17 protein-coding genes are annotated in these 16,326 nt (G+C 70.9%); 11 read left to right on the top strand and 6 right to left on the bottom strand.

Going from position 1 to position 16,326, the window contains the following annotated elements; translation table 11 throughout:
* Positions 1-33: 33 nt before the first annotated feature.
* From ACE2AC_RS09830 to ACE2AC_RS09855, 6 genes are all read left to right on the top strand, one after another.
* Complete coding sequence (locus ACE2AC_RS09830; protein ID WP_375691914.1) at positions 34-897, top strand: glutathione S-transferase; 864 nt, start codon at positions 34-36, stop codon at positions 895-897.
* A 130-nt stretch (positions 898-1,027) separates the two neighbouring features.
* Positions 1,028-1,975, top strand: coding sequence for an aspartate carbamoyltransferase catalytic subunit (locus tag ACE2AC_RS09835; protein WP_375691915.1), 948 nt, complete (start codon positions 1,028-1,030; stop codon positions 1,973-1,975).
* Between the two features lie 64 nt (positions 1,976-2,039).
* The gene (locus tag ACE2AC_RS09840) at positions 2,040-2,597 is read left to right on the top strand and encodes a hypothetical protein (protein ID WP_375691916.1); all 558 of its coding nucleotides are present in this window, start codon (positions 2,040-2,042) and stop codon (positions 2,595-2,597) included.
* A complete protein-coding gene (gene pyrC, locus ACE2AC_RS09845; RefSeq protein WP_375691917.1) occupies positions 2,594-3,889 on the top strand; it encodes a dihydroorotase in 1,296 nt (431 codons plus the stop codon). The genes ACE2AC_RS09840 and pyrC overlap by 4 nt, the downstream gene beginning before the upstream one ends.
* Positions 3,882-4,487, top strand: coding sequence for a glycerol-3-phosphate 1-O-acyltransferase PlsY (gene plsY / locus ACE2AC_RS09850; protein WP_375691918.1), 606 nt, complete (start codon positions 3,882-3,884; stop codon positions 4,485-4,487). The genes pyrC and plsY overlap by 8 nt, the downstream gene beginning before the upstream one ends.
* Positions 4,488-5,057: 570 nt before the next feature.
* Positions 5,058-5,735 carry an intradiol ring-cleavage dioxygenase gene (locus tag ACE2AC_RS09855; protein ID WP_375691919.1) on the top strand — a complete coding sequence of 226 codons (678 nt, stop codon included), beginning with the start codon at positions 5,058-5,060 and terminating at the stop codon, positions 5,733-5,735.
* Positions 5,736-5,826: 91 nt separating this feature from the next.
* Here the strand turns inward: ACE2AC_RS09855 and ACE2AC_RS09860 are convergent, their stop codons facing one another.
* Positions 5,827-6,213, bottom strand: a complete 387-nt coding sequence (locus ACE2AC_RS09860; protein ID WP_375691920.1) for a hypothetical protein — start codon at positions 6,211-6,213, stop codon at positions 5,827-5,829.
* A 231-nt stretch (positions 6,214-6,444) separates the two neighbouring features.
* On the opposite strand from ACE2AC_RS09860, the gene ACE2AC_RS09865 reads away from it, so the two are divergent.
* Positions 6,445-7,179, top strand: coding sequence for a glutathione S-transferase family protein (locus tag ACE2AC_RS09865; protein WP_375691921.1), 735 nt, complete (start codon positions 6,445-6,447; stop codon positions 7,177-7,179).
* Between the two features lie 98 nt (positions 7,180-7,277).
* Here the strand turns inward: ACE2AC_RS09865 and ACE2AC_RS09870 are convergent, their stop codons facing one another.
* The 4 genes from ACE2AC_RS09870 to ACE2AC_RS09885 form a co-directional block, all read right to left on the bottom strand.
* Positions 7,278-8,648, bottom strand: a complete 1,371-nt coding sequence (locus ACE2AC_RS09870; protein WP_375691922.1) for a glutamate--cysteine ligase — start codon at positions 8,646-8,648, stop codon at positions 7,278-7,280.
* Between the two features lie 65 nt (positions 8,649-8,713).
* Positions 8,714-9,226: a hypothetical protein gene (locus ACE2AC_RS09875; protein ID WP_375691923.1), complete on the bottom strand. Its 513-nt coding sequence runs from the start codon at positions 9,224-9,226 to the stop codon at positions 8,714-8,716.
* Positions 9,223-10,074 (bottom strand): GNAT family N-acetyltransferase, encoded by an 852-nt coding sequence (locus ACE2AC_RS09880; protein ID WP_375691924.1) that lies wholly within the window; start codon positions 10,072-10,074, stop codon positions 9,223-9,225. The genes ACE2AC_RS09875 and ACE2AC_RS09880 overlap by 4 nt, the downstream gene beginning before the upstream one ends.
* 8 nt (positions 10,075-10,082) lie before the next feature.
* Positions 10,083-10,820 carry a 16S rRNA (uracil(1498)-N(3))-methyltransferase gene (locus ACE2AC_RS09885; protein ID WP_375691925.1) on the bottom strand — a complete coding sequence of 246 codons (738 nt, stop codon included), beginning with the start codon at positions 10,818-10,820 and terminating at the stop codon, positions 10,083-10,085.
* Between the two features lie 12 nt (positions 10,821-10,832).
* Here ACE2AC_RS09885 and ubiA point away from each other — a divergent pair, with 12 nt between their 5' ends.
* From ubiA to ACE2AC_RS09905, 4 genes are all read left to right on the top strand, one after another.
* Positions 10,833-11,795 (top strand): 4-hydroxybenzoate octaprenyltransferase, encoded by a 963-nt coding sequence (gene ubiA / locus ACE2AC_RS09890; protein WP_375691926.1) that lies wholly within the window; start codon positions 10,833-10,835, stop codon positions 11,793-11,795.
* 65 nt (positions 11,796-11,860) lie between these two features.
* Positions 11,861-13,858, top strand: a complete 1,998-nt coding sequence (locus tag ACE2AC_RS09895; RefSeq protein WP_375691927.1) for an OmpA family protein — start codon at positions 11,861-11,863, stop codon at positions 13,856-13,858.
* Positions 13,845-14,174 carry a hypothetical protein gene (locus tag ACE2AC_RS09900; protein ID WP_375691928.1) on the top strand — a complete coding sequence of 110 codons (330 nt, stop codon included), beginning with the start codon at positions 13,845-13,847 and terminating at the stop codon, positions 14,172-14,174. The genes ACE2AC_RS09895 and ACE2AC_RS09900 overlap by 14 nt, the downstream gene beginning before the upstream one ends.
* A gap of 149 nt (positions 14,175-14,323) precedes the next feature.
* The gene (locus tag ACE2AC_RS09905) at positions 14,324-16,090 is read left to right on the top strand and encodes an autotransporter domain-containing protein (protein ID WP_375691929.1); all 1,767 of its coding nucleotides are present in this window, start codon (positions 14,324-14,326) and stop codon (positions 16,088-16,090) included.
* On the opposite strand, the gene ACE2AC_RS09910 is transcribed toward ACE2AC_RS09905, so the two are convergent.
* A complete protein-coding gene (locus ACE2AC_RS09910) occupies positions 16,078-16,305 on the bottom strand; it encodes a 4-oxalocrotonate tautomerase family protein (protein WP_375691930.1) in 228 nt (75 codons plus the stop codon). The two genes, ACE2AC_RS09905 and ACE2AC_RS09910, sit on opposite strands and share 13 nt — an antisense overlap.
* Between the last annotated feature and the right edge of the window lie 21 nt (positions 16,306-16,326).

The raw sequence follows: 16,326 nt of genomic DNA on the forward strand, positions 1-16,326 counted from the left end.
CAGCATAGCCTGTCCCAAAGCAGGAGATGCGCCATGACCTACGACCTCTTCATCGCCGACCGCAGCTTTTCCAGCTGGTCGCTGCGCGGCTGGCTCATGTTCGAGAAGTTCGGCATCCCCTGCCGGACCCACATGATCGGCCTCTACTCGGGCACCTTCGCCGAGGACCTCGCCCCGCTCGCCCCCGCCCGCCTCGTCCCGGTCATGCGGACCGGGGACGGGATCACCGTCGGCGACACGCTGGCGATGGCCGAGACGCTGGCCGAACGCCACCCCGCCGCCGGCCTCTGGCCCGCCGCGCCCGAGGCCCGCGCCCTGGCCCGCTGGATGGTGGCCGAGATGCATTCCGGCTTCACCGCCCTGCGCGGCGCCTGCCCGATGCAGCTCCTCGGCCGGTACGAGGGCTTCACCCCCTCCGAAGCCGTCCTGGCCGACCTCGCCCGGATCGAGGCGCTCTGGTCCCTCGCCATGGACCGCCACGGCGGCGACTGGCTCTTCGGGGCCTACTCGCTGGCCGATGTCTTCTACGCCCCCGTCGCCGCCCGGATCGCCGGCTACGGCCTGCCCGTGGGCGACCGCGCCCGCGCCTATGTCGACCGCACGCTCGCCGACACCGCCTTCCGCCAGTGGCGCGCCCTGGGCCTCACGGTCAGCTACGACCCGGTGCCCTACGCCATGGACCTGCCCCTCGCGCCCTGGCCCGGCCCGGCCCCGATCGCGGCCCATGCGGTGCCCGCCGGCCCCTCGGAAAACGCCGCCTGCCCCTATTCCGGCAAGCCGGTCACCGACTTCCTGCAGATGCAGGGCCGCACTTTCGGCTTCTGCAACCCGACCTGCCGCGACAAGACCGTGAACGACCCCGCCGCCTGGCCCAGGTTCATGGCCATCCTGCGCTGATCCCGCTTCATCTTGCCCGAAAAACTCCGGGGGAGTCGCGGCGCAGCCGCGGCGGGGGCAGCGCCCCCTGAACGCTTGTCCCCGCGCGCTGCGCTACCTATAAGCGACCCCGGCGACAGGGGGAGCTTCCATGGCCTTCACGCAGGACCATCTTCTCGGCATCGAGAAACTCAATCCGGACGAGATCACCACCCTCCTGGACCTGTCCGACCAGTACGTCGCGCTGAACCGCTCGCCCAACAAGCACGCCGATGCGCTGCAGGGCCTCACCCAGGTCAACATGTTCTTCGAGAACTCCACCCGCACGCAGTCGAGCTTCGAGCTCGCCGGGCGGCGGCTCGGGGCGGACGTGATGAACATGTCGATGCAGGCCTCGTCGATCAAGAAGGGCGAGACGCTGATCGACACCGCCCTGACGCTGAACGCCATGCGCCCCGACCTCCTCGTCGTGCGCCACCCGCATTCCGGCGCGGTGGACCTGCTGGCGCAGAAGGTCAACTGCGCCGTGCTGAACGCCGGCGACGGACGGCACGAACACCCTACGCAGGCGCTGCTCGACGCGCTGACGATCCGCCGCGCCAAGGGTCGCCTGCACCGCCTCTCGATCGCGATCTGCGGCGACATCGCGCACAGCCGCGTGGCCCGGTCGAACCTCATCCTGCTCGGCAAGATGGAAAACCGCATCCGCCTGATCGGTCCCCCGACCCTGATGCCCTCGGGCATCGGAGAGTTCGGCTGCGAGGTCTTCGAGGACATGGCCGAGGGCCTGCGCGACGTCGACGTGGTGATGATGCTGCGGCTTCAGAAGGAACGGATGGACGGCGGCTTCATCCCCTCGGAACGCGAGTACTACCACCGCTACGGCCTCGACGCCGAGAAACTCGCCTTCGCCAAGCCCGACGCCATCGTCATGCACCCCGGCCCGATGAACCGTGGGGTCGAGATCGACGGCACCATCGCCGATGACATCAACCGCTCCGTCATCCAGGAACAGGTGGAAATGGGCGTCGCCGTCCGCATGGCCGCAATGGACCTGCTGGCGCGCAACCTCCGCGCCCGGAGGGAGCGGGCGGCATGACCGGTGAACGCCACCGCCCCTCGCGCGTTGTGCCCCCGGGCCCGCGCATGAAGGAGGACCGGCCATGAGTGACCAGATCGAGATTCCCCGCACCGGCGGCAATGCCGTGCATGTCTTCAGCCTCGGCCTTGCCGACGAGGCGGCCGAGGCCTTCGTCGCCCGCCCGCCCGAGAACGGCAGCGGCTGGCCGCTGAAGGTCGCGCTCGGGGCCGAGCGGCTGGTGGCCGACGAGGTCGCGCATTTCCCGCTCTCCGACCTCGCGGGCCTCGGCCTGTCGCATTACCTGACCGAGGGGATGGGCGCCGACCCGGCGGCAGTGGAGCGCGACACCGCCCGCCTCGACGCGCTGCGCGGCGAGGTGGTGATCCTGCGCCCGGCCAGCTTCGGCGGCACCGAACAGGTGCTCTCGCCCACGCCGCCACTGGTGCACGTGGGCAGCTACCCGCTGATGCACGGCGCCACCACGATGGAAAAGCTGCGCACGCCGTCCGCCACCGGGGAAGGCGCGCCGATCGCCCGCACGCCGCCGCCGACCAGCCGCTGGGTGAAGTGGGCGGCCGCCCTGGCCGCCTTCCTGATCGTCGTCGGCATCCTCGTCCTGCTCACCGGAGGGTTCGCTTGAGCACGCTTTTCCTGAACGCCCGCCTGATCAACCCCGAAACGCGCACGGATGAACCCGGCGCGCTGCTGGTGATCGACGGAAGGATCGCCGCCCGCGGGGCCGCCGCCGAAGGCGAACGCGGCGGCGTCGAGCAGGTGATCGACTGCGCCGGCGCCTGCCTCGCCCCGGGCCTCGTCGACATCGGCGTGAAGGTCTGCGAGCCGGGCGAACGGCACAAGGAAAGCTTTGGCACCGCCGGGGCCGCCGCCGCCGCCGGGGGTGTGACGACCATGGTCACCCGCCCCGACACCACGCCCACCATCGACACGCCCGAGATCCTCGAATTCGTCTCGCGCCGCGCGCGCGAGGCCTCCCCGGTCCGCGTTCTGCCGATGGCAGCGCTGACCAAGGGTCGCGCCGGGCGCGAGATGACCGAGATCGGGTTCCTCCTCGACGGCGGCGCGGTGGCCTTCACCGACTGCGACCACGTCGTCACCGACACCAAGGTCTTTTCCCGCGCCCTCACCTATGCCCGCTCGCTCGGCGCGCTGGTGATCGCGCATGTGCAGGATCCGGGCCTCTCGCAGGGCGCCGCCGCGACCTCCGGCAAGTTCGCCTCGCTCCGCGGCCTGCCCGCCGTCACCCCGATGGCCGAGCGCATGGGCTTCGACCGCGACATGGCGCTGGTCGAGATGACCGGCGCGCGCTACCACGCCGACCAGATCACCACCGCCCGCGCCCTGCCGCCGCTGGAACGCGCCAAGCGCAACGGGCTCGACGTCACGGCCGGGGTTTCGATCCACCACCTCACGCTGAACGAGCTCGACGTCGCCGACTACCGCACCTTCTTCAAGGTCAAGCCCCCGCTGCGCTCCGAGGACGACCGCCGCGCGGTGATCGAAGCCGTGGCCTCGGGCCTGATCGACATCATCTGCTCGATGCACACCCCGCAGGACGAAGAGAGCAAGCGCCTGCCGTTCGAAGAGGCTGCCTCGGGCGCCGTGGCACTGGAAACGCTGCTGCCCGCCGCGCTCAGGCTCTACCATTCCGGCGACATGGACCTGCCGACGCTGATCCGCGCGATGACGCTGAACCCGGCGAACCGGCTGGGCCTGCCGCAGGGCCGCATCGACGACGGCGCGCCCGCCGACCTCGTGCTCTTCGACCCGCACGCGCCCTTCGTCCTCGACCGCTTCGCGCTGAAATCGAAAAGCAAGAACACCCCCTTCGACGGGGCGCGGATGCAGGGCCGCGTGATCGGCACCTGGGTCGGCGGCACCCGCGTCTACGACAGGACCCCCGCCCATGCCTGACCTCGTCACCTCGCTCCCGACGCTCCTGCTCTGGGCGGTGATCGGCTACCTGCTGGGCTCGATCCCCTTCGGCATCCTGCTGACCCGGATGCTGGGGCTGGGCGACCTGCGCAAGGTCGGATCGGGCAACATCGGCGCCACCAACGTGCTGCGCACCGGCAACAAGAAGGCGGCGGCGGCGACGCTGCTGCTCGACGGGATCAAGGGCGCGGTGGCGGTGCTGCTGGCGCGCGCCTTCGCGGGCGAGGACGCGGCCCAGGTCGCCGGCCTGATGGCCTTTGTCGGCCACTGCTTCCCGGTCTGGCTGTCGTTCAAGGGCGGCAAGGGCGTCGCGACATTCCTCGGCGTGCTGCTGGCGCTGGTCTGGCCCGTGGGGCTGGCCTGCTGCGGCACCTGGCTCCTGATGGCCTTCTGGCAGCGGATCTCGTCGCTTGCCGCGCTGACGGCGGCGGCCTCGTCGTCGATCTGGGCGGTGGTGCTGACCGACGGGCAGAGCTTTGTGCTCTGCGTGCTGCTGACGATCCTCATCTTCATCCGCCACGCCGAGAACATCCGCCGCCTGCGCGCCGGGACAGAGCCGAAGATCGGCCAGAAGTAGGCGTTTCGCACGAGCGCGGCCCCCACGCACCCGGTGCCATAAAGTTGGCCCCGTAGGGTGCGTGCTTGCACGCACCTATCCGCGGCCCATTCCACCCGGCGCGGTGCGTGTGAACACGCACCCTACGCGGATTTCCCGGCCCGCCTTGTCCTCGTTCCGCACCAACGCACCCACTCCGTCCCGAACCGTCTCCCCCGCCACCCGGCACGGTGCGTGTGAACACGCACCCTACGCGGACCTCCCGGCCCGCGTCATCCTCGTTCCGCACCGACGCACCCGGTTCGTACCGAACGGTGCCCGCCCCCTGCCGTATTGTTGCCCCGTAGGGTGCGTGCTTGCACGCACCTGTCCCCGGCCCTTTCCAAACCCTTCACCCCCACGCGACCGCTCTCCGCCCCCCGCCGGCACCGCGCCACGCCCCGCTGAAACATTCCGCGCCGCACCCGGCGGGAAACGTGACCGGAACCGGCCGGAACCCGCCGCTCCCCACACCCGCTCACGACCTTGCGACGGGGCGGCGGGGCGGCGGCGTACTAGCTTGGCACGCAGAACAACAAGAAGGCAGAACCCATGTCGAGCACCCCGATCTCCCGCCGCCTGCTGCTGGCCACGCTGGCCGCGACGCCCCTCGTCACCACCGGCATCGGCGCCTTCCCCTCGGCCACGCGGGCCGAGGCGGCGGGCGCGGGCCTCATCACGCCGAACGTCTGCATCCTCAGCCCCGAGACGACCGAGGGGCCCTATTACCTCGACCGCGGCCTGGTCCGGCAGGACATCCGCGAGGATCGCGATGGCGCGGCGATGACGCTGGCGCTGCAGGTGGTCCGGCCCGACTGCACGCCGGTCGAAGGCGCGCGGGTCGATCTCTGGCACTGCGACGCGGCGGGTGACTACTCGGGCGTGTCGGGCGACGACGGCACCTTCCTGCGCGGCATCCAGCACACCGACGACACCGGCGTGGCGCGGTTCCAGACGATCTATCCGGGCTGGTATCCCGGCCGGGCGACCCATGCCCATTACATGGTCCATCTCGGCGACACCCGGGTGCTGACCAGCCAGGTGTTCTTTCCGCAGGCCCTGTCGGCCTACCTCTACCGCTCGGTCACGCCCTACGACGAACGCCCGCGGCCGGACACGACCAACGGGGCCGACCGGATCGCCCGCCGGGCGGGGGACGGGGCCTTTGCCGCGGTCAGGGAAATGCCCGAAGGCTATCACGCCGCCCTCGTCGTCGGCGTCGCGGGCTGAGCCGCGCGGCTGGTGCGGGGCGCCCGGCCGTTGTCCCCATGCCAGGGCGCCCCGCCGGCCGGGAGAAGGGGGCCCCTCCCGGCAACCCCGATCACCTGATGACGTGCCAGGTGCCGCCGACGCCGTCGCCGGTGGTGTCGCCCGGCTTGCGGTCGCCCGCCCAGTAGTAGAGCGGCTGGCCGTTCACCGCCCACTGGGCGCGGCCGTCCTTGCGCTGGACCAGGCTGAAGGCGCCGTCCGCGCGCGCGCCCTCGGCGGCGAAGAACGGCGGCCAGCTCTTGGCGCAGCCGCCGTAGCAGGTGCTTTCGCCCGCCCGGTCCTTGTCGAAGATGTAGAGCGTCATGCCCTTGCCATCGGCCAGCACGCCCTTGTTGGCGTCCTTGGTCACCTGCGGCCCGGCCAGCGCCATGCCGGCGGTCAGGGCGAGGGCGGTGCCCACGATCAGCGTGGTGAATTTCATCTCATCAATTCCTTTCATGTCCCGGCGTCCGGGCGGTTCCTCGAAATCGCGCGGACCGTCGGCTGGGCCCGGCGGGCCCGCATCCGGCGGCCCGGTGCGGGGCCATCCTGGCGGACCGCCGTTGTCGCCAGCGTTGTCATGGCAGTGGAAGTTGCGCGGGCCAGGCGTTGTATTTTGCCCCGATCGCCCTTGCGTCCCGCCCCGGCCGGGATCACGCTGGACCCGTTCCCGGCGCATGGAGGGCCCGGCATGACCGACTACACGCTCTACTACTGGCCGATCCAGTTCCGCGGGCAGATCGTCCGCGCGGTGCTGGCCGCCAGCGGCGCCGACTGGGACGAGGCCGGGATGCAGCCGACCGCCGACCTCCGCGCCGCGCTGCCCGCCGAACAGCCGGTGCCGCACATGGGCCCGCCGGTCCTGGCCGACCACGCCGCCGGGACCACCCTGTCGCAGATGCCCGCGATCCTCGGCTACCTCGGGCGCCGGCACGGGTTGATGCCCGGGGATCCGGGGCTGGCCGCGATGAGCGACAAGATCGTCGCCGACGCCAATGACGTGCTCTACGAGATGACGCTCTACAACGGGGCGCAGATGTGGACCGCGGCGGCCTGGGCCGACTACCGGCCGCGCCTCGCCCGGTGGATGACGCTGTTCGAGGAGACCGGGCGCCGCCACGGCCTCTCGGCCGAGGGCGGGACACTCCTGGGGACCGGGGCGCCGGGGATCGCCGACCTGACCGCCGCGACGCTCTGGGGCGTGATGACCGACCGTTTCCCGGCGCTGCGCCCGATGCTCGACGCCACCACGCCCGCGCTGGCCGCGCTCTGCGACCGGGTCCGCGCCCGGCCGGACCAGGCGGACCTGCAGCGGTGGAGCGATGCGCGGTTCGGCGACGCCTGGTGCGGCGGCCAGATCGAGGCGTCGCTGCGGACGGTGCTGGAGGCAGCGGGCACGTCCGACGACACGCCGCAGGCGGGGTGACACCCCGCGCACCGCGCACCACGCCAACGGGGCCAGAGGCGGACACCATCCCGCGCCCGGCCCGCAGGGTGGGGGTCCACCCCACCCCCACGCTTATCTCAATACGAATACTCGGCGTAGATCCGGCTCAGGTCCCCGCCCCACGCGCCCTCGTATTTCTCGAGCAGCTCGTCCGCCGGCACCTGCCCGCTCTCGACGCTTTCCTTCAGCGCGTTCAGGAAATGCGTCTCGTCCGGGATCAGCCCGCCCGCGCCGGGCAGCGCCCGCGCCTTGAGGCCCGCCTCGGCGATATCGACCACCTCGCGCGCCAGCGCGTGCATGTCGATGCCGTTCACCCTGGCCTGCAGCCCGTCGTCGGCCGCCGCGACCCGCAGTGCGTCGCGGGTCGGCGCGTCCCAGCCCTTGACCAGGTCCCAGGCCGCGTCGAGCGAGGACTGGTCGTACATCAGCCCGACCCAGAACGCCGGCAGCGCGCAAAGCCGCCGCCACGGGCCGCCATCCGCGCCGCGCATCTCGATGAACTTCTTCATCCGCGCCTCGGGGAAGATCGTCGTCAGGTGATCGGCCCAGTCGCTGAGCGTCGGCACCTCGCCCGGCAGCGCCGGAAGCTCACCCTTCAGGAAATCGCGGAACGACTGGCCAAGCGCGTTGATGTACTTCCCGTCGCGGTAGACGAAGTACATCGGCACATCGAGCGCGTATTCGACATAGGCCTCGAAACCGAATCCCTCCTCGAAGACGAAGGGCAGCATCCCGGTGCGGTCCGCGTCCAGGTCGCGCCAGACCCGCGCGCGCCAGGATTTCATCCCGTTGGGCTTGCCCTCGAAGAACGGCGAATTGGCAAAGAGCGCCGTCGCCACCGGCTGCAGCGCCAGCGCCACGCGCATCTTCTGCACCATGTCGGCCTCGGTCGCGAAATCGAGGTTCACCTGCACCGTGCAGGTTCGCCGCATCATGGTCGTGCCCATGGTGCCGACCTTGCGCATGTAGCCGTCCATCAGCTTGTAACGGCCCTTGGGCATCAGCGGCATGTCGTCATGCGTCCACTCGGGCGCGGCGCCTAGCCCGATGAAGCCCACGCCGACCGCGTCGGCGATGTCCTTCACCTCGCGCAGGTGCTGGTTCACCTCGTCGCAGGTCTCGTGGATGGTGCGCAGCGGCGCGCCCGACAGCTCCAGCTGCCCGCCGGGTTCGAGGCTCACGTTCGCGCCGTCCTTGGTCAGGCCGATCAGCTTGCCCGACTCCTCGACCGGCGCCCAGCCGTGGCGGTCGCGCAGCCCCTCGAGCACCATCAGCACCGAGCGTTCGCCCTCGTAGGGGATCGGCTTGAGGCTGTCCTTGCAGTAGCCGAACTTCTCGTGCTCGGTCCCGATCCGCCAGTCGTCCTTGGGCTTGCACCCGGCGGCCAGGTATTCGGCGAGCTGTTCGTGCCGTTCGATCGGCCCGCCGCCGGACTGGGGAATGGACATGGGCGCGTGCCTCCGGGTCGTCGTTCGTTTCGAGGGTTCAGAAGTGACCGGGTTGGGTCAGAGTGTCAATGCAGCCGCAGCGCCGGTTTTTCCCAGACTGTCACCGGGTAGCGTTCGACCCCGTGCAGCGCGGCCAGCATCGCCCGCGTGTCGAACGAGGGCAGCGCGCCGAAGGCGTCGAACAGCGCCTCGGCCCCCTCGGCGTTCACCGGGATCTCGAGGTCGGGGCGGCCCGGCTGGCGGATCCGCCAGCAGGCCGGCCGCGCGCGCCGGTCCAGCGTGACCTCGACGATCTCGCTCAGCGCTGCGACGCCGCCGTCCCAGGGGCCGAAATAGGCGATCTGTCCCTCGTCCACCCGCACCACGCCCGGCCCGTCGCGGCCTTGCCGGAAGCGTCCGCGCTGGATGCCCGCCACGATCAGCCCGCCGCCGACCGCCGCGATCAGCCAGCCGATCCAGGTCAGCGGCCCCAGCATGGCCAGCGACCACCACAGGCCGACCAGCAGGACACCTGCGCCGAACAGCGCCTCGCGCCAGCGGCGCAGGCCGTGCGCGATCTCGGGTCGGACGAAACTCATGGCGCGATCTCCACCACCGGGTCAAAGAGGGTGAGGGTGTAGTCCCCGATCCGGCGGAAGCCGATGGCGACATAGGCCCGGGCCGCCGCCTCGCTTGCGGCAAAGAGCACGGCCCGTTTCGCGCCCCGCGCCCGCCGGTCGGCCAGCAGGGCCGCGACCGCGTGGCGGGCCAGTCCCTGGCCCCGCAGTTCCGGCGGGGTGAAGACGCCGCCGACCTGCACGATGCCCGGCGCCGCGGCGTTGATCCCGGCCATCGAGACCGGAACGCCGTCGCGCAGGATCATGCGGTAGGTGTCGCGGGCCAGCGCGATCTCGATGTCGCGCTTCGCCATCGCCGCGGCATGCTCGGGCCGGGTGCCCAGAACCTCGACGTGGTAGACCGCCCGCCAGTCCTCCATCAGCGCGCGCTGCCCGGGACCGGGGGCCACGACGGCAAAGGCGTCGTGCCCCGCTGGCACCTCCAGCGCCTCCAGCTCCAGCGCGAAATGCGGCTCGTCCCGGTCGAGCGCGACGCCCGACTGCCCGAGGCCGAGCGCCCGGAACCCCGCCCGCGCCGCGCCCGCCTCTCCGGTGATGCCGAAGGCGCGGCGTCCGGCCAGCTCGGGCGCGATCTCGGCCCAGTGCGCCGCGGCCTCGCGCGGCAGCACCGGCAGGATCATCCCCTCGGCGGTGATGGCGATCACCGCCGTCACCGGGTCGCCCCAGGCCCAGACGAACATCGACCGCGCCGCGTTCTGCCCGCCGTCCCGCGCCAGTCCCTCGGTGGCAAGGTTCGACAGCGCGAACATCGCGTGATCCGCATGCGCCGCGAGGAATGCCTCGACCGCGGGCAGGTCCGCTTCGGTCACCCTGCGCATCACCAGTCCCCGAGCGCGTGTTGCCAGAGCGTCAGCGCCGCCACCGCCGCCGTATCGGCCCGCAGCACCCGCGGCCCCAGGCTGACCGGGCGGGCAAACGACAGCCCGTGCAGCCGCTTGCGCTCTGCGTCGGAAAACCCGCCCTCGGGACCGATCAGGATCGCCCAGGGCTCTCCCCGCTCCAGCCCGCCCAGCCCGGCCGCCTCGCCCGCCAGCGCCTCGTCGCAGAACATCAGCCGCCGCCCCTCGGGCCAGCCGTCCAGCAGGCGGTCGAGCTTCTCCAGCTCGGCCACCTCGGGCACGTAGGTGCCGCCGCACTGCTCGGCCGCCTCGACCGCGTGGGCCTGCAGCCGGTCGCGCCGGATGCGCTCGGAATTGGTGAACTCGGTCTGCACCGGCAGGATCCGCGCGGCCCCCATCTCGGCCGCCTTCTCGACGATGAAATCGGTGCGCGCCTTCTTGATCGGGGCAAAGATCAGCCAGACATCCGGCGGCATCCGCTGCGGCGCACTCTGCGCGCTGCACTCCAGCACGCCGCCGCGTTTGCCGGCCTCGACGACCTCGGCCCGCCACTCCCCGTCGCGGCCGTTGAACAGCGCCACGGCGTCGCCCACACCCAGCCGCATCACGTTAAAGAGATAGTTCGCCTGTTCACGTTCCAGTGGAACGGTTTGCGCCGCCCCCAAGGGCTGGTCTACATGGAGGCGTATTTTCGGCGCGGGGCGAGGATCATTCATGGGGCGCAATCTATGACGCAGGCAGGGGACACGCCAGAGGGACAGGTCTCGGACGCCGTCAAGGGCAACTGGGTCGACCATTATGCACCAGCCTGGGCGCGGCCCTATTTCCGGCTCTCGCGTCTCGATCGTCCGATCGGCACCTGGCTCCTGCTGCTGCCCTGCTGGTGGGGCCTCCTGCTGGCGATGCTCTGGGACGGGCGGGCCAGCTGGCACGACCTGTGGATCTTCGTCGGCTGCGGCATCGGCGCGGTGCTGATGCGCGGCGCGGGCTGCACCTGGAACGACATCACCGACCGCCACATCGATGGCTCGGTCGCGCGGACACGGTCCCGGCCGATCCCCTCGGGCGCGGTGACGACGAAACAGGCGGTGGCCTGGATGGTGGCGCAGTCGCTGGTGGCCTTTGCCATCCTGCTCACCTTCAACCCGCTGGCCATCGCGCTTGGCGTGCTGTCGCTGCTGCCGGTCTGCGTCTACCCCTTCGCCAAGCGCTTCACCTGGTGGCCGCAGGTCTTCCTCGGCCTTGCCTTCAACTGGGGCGCCATCCTCGCCTGGGCCGCGCATTCCGGGACACTCTCCTGGCCGCCCTTCGTGCTCTACGTCGGCGGCATCGCCTGGACGCTCTTCTACGACACGATCTACGCCTGCCAGGACAAGGAGGACGATGCCCTGATCGGGGTGAAGTCCACCGCCCGCCTCTTCGGTGACGGGACCGCCCGCTGGCTGCGCCGGTTCCTCGTCGCGACCATCGCGCTCGTCACCCTCGCCACCATCGGCGCCACCATCGACCACGGCAATCCGCTGGCCCTCGTCGTCGCGCTGATCGGGCCGTGGGTCATGGGCTGGCACCTGCTGTGGCAGCTCAGGACCTTCGATCCCGACGACAACGACCGCCTGCTGATGCTGTTCCGCTCGAACCGCGACGCGGGCCTTCTGCCCTTGCCGTTTTTCGCCTGCGCGCTGCTGCTCTGATTGCGCAGCCACCCCGACCCAAGTAAAACTCCGCTCCTCTGAGACAACGCCGGAACACCTGTTGCATGCGCCTCTCAACCGTCACGATCCTCGCCTCTTCCTTCCTGATCGCCGCGCTCATCTGCATCATCACCGCGACCTTCGCGGTGTCGCAGGTCGAGGCCCAGACCGAGACCCGGATACGTGACGCGCTGGACGAGGCTCAGCTGGGCTGGGCCGAAGTGCAGGCCGACGGGCTGCAGCTCCACCTCACCGGCACCGCCCCGTCCGAGGCGCGCCGCTTCTCGGCCCTGACGGTCGCCGGGCGCGAGATCGACGCCAGCCGGATCATCGACCACATGTCGGTCAAGCCGGCCGAGGACCTCGCCCCGCCCCGCTTCTCGGTCGAGATCCTGCGCAGCGACGACGACCTCTCGCTGATCGGCCTGATCCCCGCCAGCACCGATCGCGACGCGCTGCTGGCCCGCCTGCAGAAACTGCGCGGGGTCGAAGAGGTTGCCGACCTGCTCGACGCCGCCGACCACCGCGCCCCGCGCGGCTGGACCGAGGCGCTGGACTACGCGGTCAAGGCGCTGGCCATCGTGCCGCGGTCCAAGATCTCGGTCGAGGCGGGGCATGTCGCGGTGACCGGCATGGCCGACAGCCCCGAACAGCGCCGCCAGATGGAATCGCAGCTGAAGAAGGCCGCGCCGAACAACCTGGTGCTGAAGCTCGACATCTCGGCCCCGCGCCCGGTCATCACGCCCTTCACCCTGCGCTTCCTGATCGAGGACGGCCAACCGCGCTTCGACGCCTGCTCGGCCGACACCGAAGAGGCGCGCAAGACCATCCTCGATGCCGCCGCCAAGGCCGGTCTGGAAGGCTCCGCGCGCTGCACCCTCGGCCTCGGCGTGCCCTCGCCCGACTGGGCCCGCGCCGCGGCGCAGGGGATTGCCGCGCTGGCCGAACTGGGCGGCGGCTCGGTGACCTTTTCCGACGCCGACATCTCCATGATCGCCGCCGAGGGGACCGAGCAGAAGCTTTTCGACAACGTGGTCGGCGGGCTCGAGAACTCCCTGCCCGACGTCTTCGCCCTGCACGCCGTCCTGCCCGAGACCCCCAAGGAGGGCGAGGAAGGCCCGCCCGAGTTCACCGTCACCCTCTCGCCCGAGGGGCTGGTGCAGATGCGCGGCCGGATCAGCGACGAACAGGCCCGCAGCGCCATCGTCAGCCTGGCCCGCGCGCGCTTCGGCTCGGCCTCGGTGCACAATGTCGCCCGGCTCGACACCGACCTGCCCGCCGGCTGGTCGCTGCGCGTCCTGACCGCGATCGAGGCGCTGGCGAAACTGTCGAACGGCGTCGCCGTCGTCACCCCCGACAACGTCGCCGTCTCGGGCAACACCGGGTCGGAAAGCGCCAGCGACGACATCACGCGCCTGCTGTCCGACAAGCTGGGCGAGGCCGAGGATTTCTCGGTCGAGGTCACCTACCAGGAGAAGCTCGACCCCGTCGCCGGCATCCCCACGCCCGAGAAATGCGTGGCCGAGCTGAACGCGATCCAGACCGTGGCCAAGATCAACTTCGAACCCGGCTCGGCCACCGTGGCCGCGGATTCGATGGGGATCATGGACGACATCGCCGAGGTGCTGAAAGCCTGCGGCCAGTTCCGCCTGGAAATCGCCGGCCACACCGACAGCCAGGGCCGCGAGACGATGAACCAGCAGCTTTCGGCGAACCGCGCCCAGGCCGTGCTGAACGAGCTGCGGATGCGCCGGGTGCTGACCTCGACCTTCTCGGCCAAGGGCTACGGCGAAGAGTTCCCGATCGCCGACAACGGCACCGAGGAAGGCCGCGAGGCAAACCGCCGGATCGAGTTCACAATGCTCACCGTCGACCCCGAGGCAGACGAATCAACCCTTGAAGATGCCGACGGATCGTCGCAAGAAGACGCAGCGCCCGAAGACGCCGACGCCGAAACGGCGGACGAGGACGGATCGGGTGACGAGGCGTCCGGCGACGAAGGCTCGGGCGACGAGGCGGCGGCGGACGAAGCGGAGGGCAGCGGGTCGGATGAACAGAACTGAATTCATCGTCGCGACCGCGGTCATCCTCTTCATCGCCTTCTGCCTGGGATGGTTCACCTACTGGCTGGTCCACCGCTTCACGCGGGTGTCGAAATACGACATCGGCGAGCTCGAGAAGATGGCGCAGGAACTGCACGACGCCGAGGAATCGCGCGACGAGGCGATCACCTACATGCAGCAGCGCGAACGCGAGCTGTCGAACCAGCTGCACCAGACCGAGGCCGAGCTGCGCGCCGCGATGGACGGCCTGCGCGAGGCCCGGCACGAAGCCGAGGAACTGCGCAGCTACGTCGAGCGGATCAACCACGCGGGCTGAAGTCGCGTCTCCCCGGCCTGCGGCTTCGGCGCAACTAAGGTGACTTAAAAACACCTGATTACCTGCCTCAGCGTCAATTTTCTGGCCTGCACACGCAACGGTTGCGCCTAGGCTCGGGGAACCATCCGGTCTCGTACAGGTGCCCCGTCATGAAACCGCTCGTCCTCAGCGCAGCCCTTCTCCTTTCCGCCGCCGCCCCGGCCGTGGCGCAGCAGTGCAAGTCGCTGGGTCAGCTCAGGTATCTCGGCAATGTCGCGGGCGCCACGCAGAGCGTCTGGCTCTCGGCCACCGAAGCGGGCCTCTTCCGGCTCGAAGCCGCGTCGGGCAACGTCACGGTGGACAGCTGGGATCCGACCGCGCCGGGACTGCACCTGTCGCTCTCGCCCTTCGTCTCTTCCGGCAACGGCGGGACGCACCGGCTGTTCAGCCGCGACGCAGGACACGGCGGCAGCGACTGCCTGATCGACACCCAGAACCAGAAGGGCGGCCTGACCCTGCCCGCCTGGCGGCCCGGCCAGGTCCTGCCGCCGATCGGGCTGGTGCCACCGACCGGCGTGATGCCCGAGCTGCCCATCGGCATTCTGCCCCCGATCGGGATCCTCCCGCCAACCGGGGTCACGCCCGAACTGCCGATCGCCGTGCGCCCGCCGATCGGAACCGTGCCGCCCTCGGGCATGATGCCCACCCGCCCCGGCGTCCCCGTCGGCCCCGGCGCAACCCAGCCCCCCATAGCTACCCTCCCGCCCTCGGGCGTCATGCCCAGCCGTCCCGGCGCACCCGTCGGCCCCGGCGCGACCCAGCCCCCCATCGCCACCCTCCCGCCCTCCGGCGTCATGCCGACCCGTCCCGGCGCACCCGTCGGCCCCGGCGCGACCCAGCCCCCCATCGGCACCCTCCCGCCCTCCGGCGTCATGCCGACCCGTCCCGGCACCCCGGGCGCGGTGCAGCCCGTCACCCCGACCACGCCCGCCCCCGCGCCCGCGCAGGTCGCGGGCTTCCCCGCCGGGGCGCCCCTGCCCGCCTGCGCCGCCGTCAAGCGCGGCAAGCTCGAACGCGGCCCCTGCGATCCGCTGGTCGTCCCGGTCTATGTTCCCGTCCCCCTGACCCCCGGGCGCGACCTGTCGCAGCCGACGCCGTGGAACGTCTGGGCCGACGTCCGCACCAGCCGCCTGCGGGCGACCTCGGGCGGGCGGGATGCAGAGTTCAACGGCACCTACCTGGCGATCGGGATGGATCGGATGATCCAGACCGGCTGGGTCGTGGGCCTCGAGATCGACGCCAACACCGGCAGCGGGTCGAGCTTTGGCGGTGCCCTCGCGCAGGACACCAAGGGGCTGTCCATCGGCCCCTACTTCGCCGCGCCGATCGCGCCCAACTGGACGCTCCAGGGCAGCCTGTCCTTCGGCAGGGTCGAGACCGAGGCCGACATCCTCACGCTGTCGGGCGACTACGACCAGTTCAGCGTCGCCGCCAGCCTGACCCTTGCCGGTCAGTATCACCTCGGCGCCGCCGTGCTGCGCCCGAGCCTTCAGTTCGGCCTCTCGCGCCTCGCCGCCGCCAGTTACCAGATGAACGGCAGCCTGCTCGGCACCCCGCTCACCGTCGATGCCGAGGCGCCGGCCCAGCACAGCGGCCTGATCGCCCCCTCGATCGAGATCAGCCACCCCTACCGCACCGCCTACGGCACCTTCGCCCCGGTCGCGGTGATCGGGGTCAGCTATGCCATCGACCGGGAGGACGCGACCCGCGTCGCCCCGGCCAGCAGCGATGGCGACTGGAGCGGCGCGGTCCGCGTGGGCGTCCGGATGCGCGGCGACAGCGGCTTCTACGCCGACGCCAGCATCGGCTACCTCAGCCTGTTCCAGGACCAGACCGACACGGTCGAGGCCGGCCTCCTCCTGTCCTACAGCTTCTGACCGGGCTCACCCGCGCGGTAGGCTTCCGGGATCGTGAAGACCGCGTCGGCGCGGTAGTACCCGCCGTCGGGCACCTCCTCGATCAGGACCATGGTGTGCGGCCGCGCCGCTTCGGAAAAATAGCCGACCAGCAGCTCGGTGACCGCATGGCCGATCTCGGCCTTCTGCGCGGCGCTGAGCGCGGCCTCGGGGGTCTTGATGTTGACGAAGGGCATGAAAGCCTCCTTGCGTGTCCG

It is taken from the genome of Pseudooceanicola sp. LIPI14-2-Ac024 (genome assembly GCF_042188925.1).
Lineage (GTDB): Bacteria > Pseudomonadota > Alphaproteobacteria > Rhodobacterales > Rhodobacteraceae > Pseudooceanicola.